Origin of the sequence: Streptomyces sp. NRRL WC-3742, assembly GCF_000720635.1 — a bacterium.
In the GTDB taxonomy this organism is placed as follows: domain Bacteria; phylum Actinomycetota; class Actinomycetes; order Streptomycetales; family Streptomycetaceae; genus Kitasatospora.
Window position 1 is genome coordinate 1 of the sequence record NZ_JOCF01000129.1, and the last position, 8,839, is coordinate 8,839.

The window sequence follows — 8,839 nt, forward strand, 5'->3', positions numbered from 1 at the left end:
CCGGGGGCCGCCCCGCGCCCGGTTCGGGGGGAGGGGGACCGGGGGATGAGGGGCAATCAGGCGGTGAGGGGGATCAGGCGGTGAGGCGCGCGAAGACCCGGTCGAGGACGTCGGCGGCGAAGTCGGCCTCCGCCTCGGAGAGGGTCAGCGGGGGCAGCAGCCGCACCACGCAGTCGTCCCGGCCGCCGAGTTCGAGGATCAGGCCCTCCTCCAGGGCGGCGCTCTGCACCTGCTTGGCCAGGCCGGAGGCGCGCTCGCCGGTGGCCGGGTCGGTCAGCTCGATGCCGAGCATCAGGCCCAGCCCGCGGACGTCCGACACCCAGGCGCAGCGCTCCTGCAGCGCGGTGAAACGGTTCATCAGCTGGGCGCCGCGCTCGCGGACGTTCTCCAGGATGCCGTCGCGGCGGATCACCCGGATCGCCTCGGCGCCGGTGGCGAAGGCGAGCTGGTTGCCGCGGAAGGTGCCGCTGTGGGCGCCGGGCGCCCAGGTGTCCAGCCGCTGGTGGTAGAGGATGACGGCGGCGGGCAGGCCCATGCCGCTCAGCGCCTTGGAGGCCACGACCACGTCCGGCTCGATGCCGTACTGCTCGAAGGCGAACCAGGTGCCGGTGCGCCCGCAGCCGCTCTGCACCTCGTCGACGATCAGCGGGATGTCGAGCTCCGCCGTGACGGCGCGCAGCCGGCGCACGAACTCCAGGCGGGCCGGGACGACGCCGCCCTCGCCCTGGAGGAGCTCGAGGATGACGGCGGCCGGCTTGACGATCCCGCCGTTGGGGTCCTTGAGCGACTTCTCCAGGTAGGTCGCGCAGTTGGTGGAGCAGCTGTCGGGGCGCAGGCCCAACGGGCAGTCGTGGCAGGCCGAGTAGGGGAAGAAGTGCACCCCGGGCAGGCCGTTGGCGATCGGGCTCTTCTGCTCGACCAGGCCCGTCAGGGCCATGGCGGCGTGGGTGCTGCCGTGGAATCCGCCCTGGAAGGAGACGATGTCGCCGCGGCCGGTGTAGGTCTTGCAGAGCTTGATGGCGGCGTCGACGGCGTTGGCGCCGGTGGGGCCGCAGAACTGGATGCGGGTGGTCTCGCGCATCGTGGCGGGCAGCATGGAGAACTGCTGCTCGGTGAAGTCGTCCTTGGGGCCGGTCGGCAGGTCGAGGCCGTGGACGAAGGTCTTCAGCTGGCGCTCGGCCACGGCGACGAGGTCCGGGTGGCTGTGGCCGAGGGAGAGGACGCCGGCGCCGGAGAGGCAGTCGAGGAAGACGTTGCCGTCGAGGTCCTCGATCAGGCTGCCCTGGGCGCGGGCGACGGCGATCGGCAGGCGGCGCGGGTAGCTGCGGGCGTTGGACTCGCGGTCGGCCTGGCGCTTGAGGAGCTCGCTGCTGCGGGGGCCGGGGATCGCGGTGCGGACGTGCGGCGTCAGGGTTGCTGACACACCTGGCTCCATTCGTGGTGTGGTGGGAGTGGTGTGGTGGGAGGTGCGAGGTGCGCGTCTCGTCGGAGGCTCGGCGCGTCGGTCCTCAGCGCGTCGGGGTCTCGGCGCGTGGAGGTCTCGGTGCGTCGGGGTCTCAGCGGGCCAGGGTCTCGGCGCCGAAGCCGCCGTGCTTGACCAGGCCGTCGAGGAGGGTCTGGGCGCGCAGCGACAGCAGGCTGAACGAGCCGGCGTCGCCGATGCCGTGGGAGGACTCGCACAGGCCGTTGAGGAACAGCGGCGGGGTGCCGGCGTGTTCGGGCCGGGCCTCGAGGGCGTAGTCCGAGGTGACGTGCAGGGCGCCGGAGGGCTCGGTGCGGAAGCGGTCCGCGATGCCGGTGAGCACCTTGGGGTGGAGCTCCTGGTCCGGGCCGGGGCCGAGGTCGCGGAAGCCGGTGGCGACGACGACCAGGTCGAAGTGGTCGGTCTCGACGGCGCCGGTGTTGACCTCGGTGATGTCCAGGGCGACGCGCTCGCCCTCCTCGCGCACGGCGCCGACCTGGCGGTTGCCGTCGACGAACACCCGCTGGTCGCCGTCGAGGCGCTGCTCGTAGATGAGCATGTAGAGGTCGCGCAGCACGTCGCCGTCCACGGCGGAGTAGTTGGTGCCGTGGAGGTAGGCGTCGAGCCGGCGGCGGGCGGCGGGGTCGGCCTGGACGTAGTAGTCGGTGAAGGCCGGGAAGTAGCCCTCCTCGCTGAAGGGGCTGGTGTCCTTGAGCTTGAGGCTGAAGGCCCGCACCAGGTTGCGCACCCGGGCGCGGGGGAAGCGGTGGGCGAGGTCGAGGGTCAGTTCGGCGGCGCTCTGGCTGCCGCCGATGACGGCCACCGACTCGGGGGCCCGCTTCGAGGTGAACTCCTCCAGCCGGAACAGGTAGTCGGTGAGGTGGAAGACGCGCCGGCCCGGGTGGGAGGCGAACGGCTCCGGGACGAACGGCGTGCGGCCGGGGCCGACGACCAGGGTGCGGCCGAGGTAGACCTCGCCGGTGCCGGCCGTCACCTCGTAGAGCGACTCGCCGTCGCGCTCGACCACGGAGACGCGCTCGGCCCGTCGGCCGTAGTCGACCACGTCGCCGAAGTGGCGGGCCACCCACGTGATGTAGCGGGCGTACTCCTTGCGCAGCGGGAACTCCGCCGGGAGGTTGAGGTGTTCGATCATGCGACCGTGCTCGAACAGGTAATTGAGGAACGAGTAGCGGCTGCGCGGGTTGCGCAGCGAGACGAGGTCCCGGCAGGGGTGGTTCTGGATGTCGGAACCGTCCAGCAGCATGCCGGGCTGCCAGGCCGGTTCGTCCCTGGATTCCAGGAACTTCGCCGAAAGCGTGGCCTCCTGTTCCTCACGGGCGATCGCCAGGGCCAGGTTCGCCGGTCCGAAACCGATTCCGAGGATGTCGTAGGGCTGCATGAATCGACCTCTCCATTCGATGTGACCGTGCTTGCGGGCGTGCGTTTCCCCGGAATTCGACCCGGGGTGGCCTGGACGTCAGGCGCCGGTGGCTTCAGCGGCCGGGGCCCGCACGGCGACGGCCGGGGCGGGGGAGCCCCAGGCGGAGTCGGCGCGCACCGTGGAATGGCCCGGGTGAATTCCCGAAGATGCTGCGGTGGAAATTCCGAGCAGGGCTGTGAAAATGGCCACGGTGATGGCCTGAAGTGCGCGGTCGGGTATTTCTCGCGGCTTGAACACGTCATTCTCCGGAGCGATCGGCAAGGAATTCATCGGTGACTTCATCCTGCCCCAGGCCCCTCGCATCCGGAGGAGGTAGCATGATTCACATTAATGATTTGCATGTTCATGCGGGAGGGGCAATGTGCACAAGTGAGAATAATTCGGACATGTTGTCCGGGTTGCCCGAACTCTGCTCCGAGGGCCTGGCCAGGTACCGCGAAGCCGTCCACCGGGGCAACCTGCCCACCGCCATCGTCACCCCGTGCCTCAGGACCCTCGGCCTGATGGTCCCGGCCTCCGCCGAACCCGAGCCCGACACCTACGTCCCGGTACCGCCCGAACTCGTCACCTCCCGACTGGTGCGCCCCATCGAGGAACTGATCGACGAACAGCGCACCGCCGCCGAGGCCGTCCGCCGCCTCCTCGTCCCCGCCACCGCCTTCTACGCGGGCGCGATGCAGCAGCAGAAGGAGTGGCTGACCGTCCTCACCGGCGAACGCCTCATCAGCGAGGCCCTCGCCCAGTCCGTCGCCTCCTGCCGCGAGGAACTGCTCACCGCCCAGCCCGGCGGCGGACGCTCGGCCGAACTCCTCGCCGAAGCCCTGGAACGCGACCTGCCGCTACTGCGCTCCGGCGTACGGCAGCGCACCCTCTACCAGCACTCCGTGCGCTACCACCCGCCGACCCTCGACTACGTCGAGCAGATCAGCGCCGCCGGGGCGGAGGTGCGCACCCTCGACGAACTCTTCGAACGGCTGATCATCTGCGACGACCAGGTCGCCTACCTGCCCGGCGCGGGCGACCGCAGGGTCTCCGCGGTCGAGGTGCGGCACCCGGCCGTGATCGCCTTCCTGCGCAAGGTCTTCGAGAGCGGCTGGGACCGGGCCGTCCCGCTGCCGGAGGCCAAACGGGACGGGCCCAGCCAGCCCCGGATCGCCTCCGAGGTCGAACAGGTCGTCATCCGGATGCTCATCTCCGGGCACACCGACGACTCCATCGCCCGCCGCCTCGGCGTCAGCCGCCGCACCGCCGCCGAGCACGTGCGCCGGCTCTCCTCCCGGCTCGGCAGCACCAGCCGCGCCCAGCTCGGCTACCTGCTCGCGACCTCGGGCATGGTGGCGGCGACGGCGCGGCGGGAGGGGCTCTGACGGGGAAGGGGTTCTGGACGGGGGAGGGGCTCTGTCAGGGGGAAGGGCTCTGACGGGGGGAGGGCTCTAGCTGTTCTCGCGGGCCGCCAGGGTGAGGGTGGAGCCGTGGCGGCCCTTGCGGACCAGCAGTTGGGCGGGGATGCGGCTGCGCAGGTCGGCGACGTGGCTGACGATGCCGACCGCGCGGTCGCGCTCGCGCAGCCCGTCGAGGACGTCCATCACCTCCTCCAGCGACTGCTCGTCCAGCGTGCCGAAGCCCTCGTCGATGAACAGGGTGTCCAGCGGCATGCCGCCCGCCTCGTCCGTCACCACGTCGGCCAGGCCCAGGGCGAGGGACAGGGAGGCGAAGAAGCCCTCGCCGCCGGAGAGCGTCGCCGTGTCCCGCTCGGTGCCCGTCCAGGCGTCGACCACCCGCAGCGCCAGGCCCGAGCGCTTGTTGCCGCCGCCCCGGTCGTCGCTGTGCACCAGGGTGTAGCGGCCCCCCGACATCCGCACCAGCCGGGCGCTGGCCGCCGCCGCCACCTGCTCCAGGCGGGCCGCCAGCACGTACGACTCCAGGCGCATCCGCAGCCGGTTCTCCGTCGAGGTGCCGGCCGCCAGCGCGGCGAGGCGGTTGATCCGCTCGAACCGCTCCAGGGCCGGTCCCAACTCGGCGGCCAGGGCGTTCAGTTGCCGACCGATCCCGGCCAGCGCCGTGCAGCGCTCCGCCGCCGCAGCCCTGGCGGCGTGCGCCCGGCCGAGGCCCTCGGTGGCCGCCGCCAGGGCCGCCGCGGCGGCGGGCAGGTCCGCGGGCTCGCGGGCCGCCGCCTCGGCCAGTTCGGGCAGCGCCAGCTCGCGGCGGACGGCGGCGCTCTCCTCGCGGTGCCGGGCCAGCCGGGCCTCGAGGCGCTCGCGCTCCTCGCGGGGCAGCAATACGGCCAGCGCCGAGGCGGCGTCCGGGAAGCCCGCGGCGGCGGAAGCCTTGGCCAGCTCGTCCCGTGCCTCCTCCAGGCGGGCCAGGGCCTGGGCCCCGGCCCGCGCCGCTGCCACGGCCGCCGAGACCAGCTCGGCCCGGGCGGCGAGGGCCGCCGCGCGCTCGGCCACGGAGGCGGACTCGCCCCGGGCCGCCGCCACCCGGCCCTCCAGCTCGGAGCGCTCCTCCTCCAGCTTGCGCAGCCGGTCGGTGAGGACGGCCGCGTGCTCCTCGGCACCCCGCAACTCCTCCTGGCGGCGCGTGCGTTCCCGCGTCAGGCGGCCGATCTCGCGTTCGATGCGGACCAGGTTCTCCGCCGCGTGCCGCGCCTCGCGGTGCTCGCGCTCCAACTCCTCCAGGGCGTCCGCGAGTTGCTCGGCGCTCTCCGGTCCGGCCGTGCCCGCGGCCGTCGCCTCGCGCACCCGCAGCGCCGTCAGTGCCCGGTCGGCCTGCTGCCAGGCCCGCTCGGCCGCGTCCCTGGAGGCCGCCGCCCGTTCCTCGTCCTCGGCGGTGATCCGGCCGCCGGCCGACGCCCCGGCGGGCGCCGGATGCTCCGGCGAACCGCACACCCGGCACGCCTCGCCCGCGCGCAGCTGCTCGGCCAACTCGGCGGCCATGCCCGTCAGTCGGCGGTCGCGCAGGTCGAGGCAGTGCTCACGGGCGTCCAGGGCGGCGGTGCGCAGGGCCGCCGCCCGGGGCTCCTCGCCGCCGATACGCACCTTGAGGGAGTCGCGCTCGCGGGCGGCGGTCAGACGGGTGCCCAACTCCTCGCGCCGGGCGTCCAGTCGATCGACGCGGGCACACGCCTCCAGCGCCCCGGAACGGTCGGCCTCCAGCCGGGAGAGCTCGCCCTCGAACTCGGCGAGCCAGTCCTGCGCCTCCTCGGCCAGCTCCTCCGCGCGGCGCCGATCGGCCACCAAGGAGCGCTCGTCGCGGTCGAGTCGGGCGCAGCGGCGCTCCTCCTCCCCCGCCGCCTCCAGGCGGACGACCTCCGCGCGCAACTCCCGCTCCCGCGCGGCCAGCTGCTCCGGTGTCGCGGCCGTGCCGTCCAGCTCGGCGCGGCAGCGCCGCTCCGCCTCGGCCGCGCGCTCCCGCGCCTCGGCCGCGCCCTCGCGCAGCCGCAGCGCCGACTCCACCCCGACCGCCCGCAGCGCCTCGGCCAGCCGCAGGCCGTCCCGCTCCGCCGCCGGCTCGAACTCCGCCAGCCGGCGCGCCTGTTGCAGCGCCTGCTCGTGACGGCGCTGGCGGGCGGCCAGCTGCTCCGCCGCCTCCCGCCCGCGCTGGGCGGCGCGCTGACGGGCCCCGGCGCCCTCCAACGCGGCCTCGGCCACCGACAGTTGCTCGGAAGCCTCGCTGCGCAGCACCGCCGCCCAGGCGAGCACGCCGGTGACGTCCTCCTGCTGCTCCTCGGTGAGCGGCTCGGCGCCCGCGCCCGCCGCCTGGTCGGCCTTGCTCGCGAAGTCCCGCAGCCGGGCCCGGCCCGTCTGCACGGACACCTCCTGGGCGCGCCGCTGCTCGGCCAGCCAGGACTCGACGTGCTGGAAGCGCTCCGTGTCGAACAGCCGGCGCAGCAGCTTGCCGCGCTCCTCGGAGTCCGCCTTCAGGAAGCGCGCGAAATCGCCCTGGGGGAGCAGTACCACCTGGCAGAACTGGTCGCGGTTCATGCCGATCAGCCGGTGGATCTCCTCCCCGGCCTCCTGGTGCGACTTGCTGACCGCCCGCCAGCCCGGCACCCCCTCGCCCGCGTCCTCCACCCAGGCGCGCAGCAGCGTCTGCGCCCGCTCGACCGTCGTGCCCGAGCCGACCTTCTTCGGCCGGCGCTGCTCCGGCAGCCGGACGACCTCCAGGCGCCGCCCGCCCAGCGTCAGCTCCAGGCGCACCTCGGTCAGGTGCCGGGGATCGGCGTGGTCGCTGCGCAGCCGGCTCGCCCGGCGGGTGCCCGGCGGCTCGCCGTACAGGGCGAAGCAGACCGCGTCCAGCACGCTGCTCTTGCCCGCGCCCGTCGCGCCGCGCAGCAGGAACAGCCCGCCGGAGGCGAGCGCGTCGAAGTCCACCGTCTCGGTGCCCGCGAACGGGCCGAAGGCGGTCACCGTCAACCTGTGCAGCCTCATCGCGGCAGCTCCGCCTTCCGCTCGCCGGACTCCCGCACGCTCTCGAACCCGTCGCGCAGCCAGCCGAGCTCCTCCGCGCCCGGCTCCGCGCCCGGGCGCACGTGCCGCAGGAAGCCCTCGGCGATCTCCAGGTCCGCCCGGCCGCTCACCCGCGCGGCGTACGAGCGGACGGGCTCGGCCTCGGAGCCCTGCGGGTCGAAGAGCAGCTGCAGGGTGTGGGGGAAGCGGCGGCGCAGCTTCTCCATCGGCTCGGTGGGGCGGACCGGGTCGGTGAGGGTGGCCTGCACCCAGGAGTGCTCGTGCTCCTCGTACTTCTCGTCGGTGAGCAGTGCCTCGAGGGTGTCGCGCAGGGGGGCGAGGGGGCGCGGCCGGGGGCAGCCGACCCGCTCGGCGGTGACCGTGCCGTCGGCGGCGAGGTCGACCAGCCACATGGTCTTGCGCTGGTCGGCCTCGGAGAAGGAGTAGGCGAGCGGGGAGCCGCTGTAGCGCAGGTGCGGGGCGAGGGTCTGGCAGCCGTGCAGGTGGCCCAGCGCGGCGTAGTGCACGCCGTCGAAGACGGAGGCGGGCACGGCGGCCACCCCGCCCACCGCGATGTCCCGCTCGCTGTCGCTCGGGGCGCCGCCGGTGACGAAGGCGTGCGCGAGCACGACGGCCCGGGTGCCCTCGGGGCGGGCGGCGAGGTCCTCCCGCACCTGGTCCATCGCCGCGCCCAGCACCGCCGCGTGCCCGCCCTTGGCCAGGCCGAACCGCTCGCGCACCAGCGTCGGCTCCAGGTACGGCAGGCCGTACACGGCCACCGGGCCGTGCGCGTCCTCCAGCACGACCGGTACGGCGCACTCGCCCGGGTCCGTCCGCAGGTGGATGCCCGCGCGGCCGATCAGCCCGGCACCGACGCCCAGGCGGCGGGCGGAGTCGTGGTTGCCGCTGATGAACACCGTCGGCACGCCGAGGGCGGCCAGCCGGTGCAACACGTCGTCGAACAGCTCGACCGCGTCCAGCCCCGGCAGCGCCCGGTCGTACACGTCCCCGGCGACGAGCACCGCCTCCACGCCCTCGGCCTGGACCACCTCCACCAGGTGGTCCAGGAACACGCGCTGGGCGTCGTGCAGGCTCTCCCGGTGGAACGATCGCCCGAGGTGCCAGTCGGAGGTGTGCAACAGCCGCATGGTCCCCGACCCTAACCCCCACCACCGACACCCCCACCCACCTCACGACCACCAGGCCCGGCCGGGGACCGGGCCCCACCGGAGCCCACCTCGTCGCCCTGCCCGGCCGGTGTTCGATTACTGGGGGTGGATTGTCAGTGGCTCTGTGTATGTTCCTCCACGTCGGCGGCTCTGTGGGGCGGGGTGGTCGGCGCCTGTCGGTGCTGGACGGAACGGAAAAAACAGGAGGAAGCATGACCGTGCGGGAGATGTGTTCGGCCTCGGAGAGCGGGCGGTGGCGGGTGCTGCTGGCCGCGTGTCGGGCCGGGGGTGGCGGGGTGTCCTCCGGTGGGGGCGGTGG

The 8,839-nt window shown here is 73.9% G+C and carries 6 protein-coding genes; 1 reads left to right on the top strand and 5 read right to left on the bottom strand.

What is annotated here, in order from left to right; translation table 11 throughout:
- Nucleotides 1-73 precede the first annotated feature (73 nt).
- The 3 genes from IH61_RS0139115 to IH61_RS47555 all read right to left on the bottom strand — a co-directional run bounded on the left by IH61_RS0139115 (nucleotide 74) and on the right by IH61_RS47555 (nucleotide 3,185).
- On the bottom strand, nucleotides 74-1,423 hold the full coding sequence (locus IH61_RS0139115) for an aspartate aminotransferase family protein (RefSeq protein ID WP_234327532.1): 1,350 nt from the start codon (nucleotides 1,421-1,423) through the stop codon (nucleotides 74-76).
- Between the two features lie 133 nt (nucleotides 1,424-1,556).
- Nucleotides 1,557-2,861 (bottom strand): lysine N(6)-hydroxylase/L-ornithine N(5)-oxygenase family protein, encoded by a 1,305-nt coding sequence (locus IH61_RS0139120; RefSeq protein WP_031079062.1) that lies wholly within the window; start codon nucleotides 2,859-2,861, stop codon nucleotides 1,557-1,559.
- A gap of 78 nt (nucleotides 2,862-2,939) precedes the next feature.
- Complete coding sequence (locus tag IH61_RS47555; protein WP_158845871.1) at nucleotides 2,940-3,185, bottom strand: hypothetical protein; 246 nt, start codon at nucleotides 3,183-3,185, stop codon at nucleotides 2,940-2,942.
- Nucleotides 3,186-3,289: 104 nt separating this feature from the next.
- Here IH61_RS47555 and IH61_RS0139130 point away from each other — a divergent pair, with 104 nt between their 5' ends.
- The gene (locus IH61_RS0139130) at nucleotides 3,290-4,270 is read left to right on the top strand and encodes a LuxR C-terminal-related transcriptional regulator (protein WP_158845875.1); all 981 of its coding nucleotides are present in this window, start codon (nucleotides 3,290-3,292) and stop codon (nucleotides 4,268-4,270) included.
- A 66-nt stretch (nucleotides 4,271-4,336) separates the two neighbouring features.
- Here the strand turns inward: IH61_RS0139130 and IH61_RS0139135 are convergent, their stop codons facing one another.
- Nucleotides 4,337-7,333, bottom strand: a complete 2,997-nt coding sequence (locus IH61_RS0139135) for an AAA family ATPase (RefSeq protein ID WP_031079066.1) — start codon at nucleotides 7,331-7,333, stop codon at nucleotides 4,337-4,339.
- The gene (locus IH61_RS0139140; RefSeq protein WP_031079068.1) at nucleotides 7,330-8,499 is read right to left on the bottom strand and encodes an exonuclease SbcCD subunit D; all 1,170 of its coding nucleotides are present in this window, start codon (nucleotides 8,497-8,499) and stop codon (nucleotides 7,330-7,332) included. The genes IH61_RS0139135 and IH61_RS0139140 overlap by 4 nt, the downstream gene beginning before the upstream one ends.
- Between the last annotated feature and the right edge of the window lie 340 nt (nucleotides 8,500-8,839).

Bases quoted from the DNA above. Each gene is read 5' to 3' on its own strand.
- IH61_RS0139135 (WP_031079066.1), bottom strand. From the start codon at position 7,333: ATGAGGCTGCACAGGTTGACGGTGACCGCCTTCGGCCCGTTCGCGGGC.
- IH61_RS0139130 (WP_158845875.1), top strand. From the start codon at position 3,290: ATGTTGTCCGGGTTGCCCGAACTCTGCTCCGAGGGCCTGGCCAGGTAC.
- IH61_RS0139140 (WP_031079068.1), bottom strand. From the start codon at position 8,499: ATGCGGCTGTTGCACACCTCCGACTGGCACCTCGGGCGATCGTTCCAC.
- IH61_RS47555 (WP_158845871.1), bottom strand. From the start codon at position 3,185: ATGAAGTCACCGATGAATTCCTTGCCGATCGCTCCGGAGAATGACGTG.
- IH61_RS0139120 (WP_031079062.1), bottom strand. From the start codon at position 2,861: ATGCAGCCCTACGACATCCTCGGAATCGGTTTCGGACCGGCGAACCTG.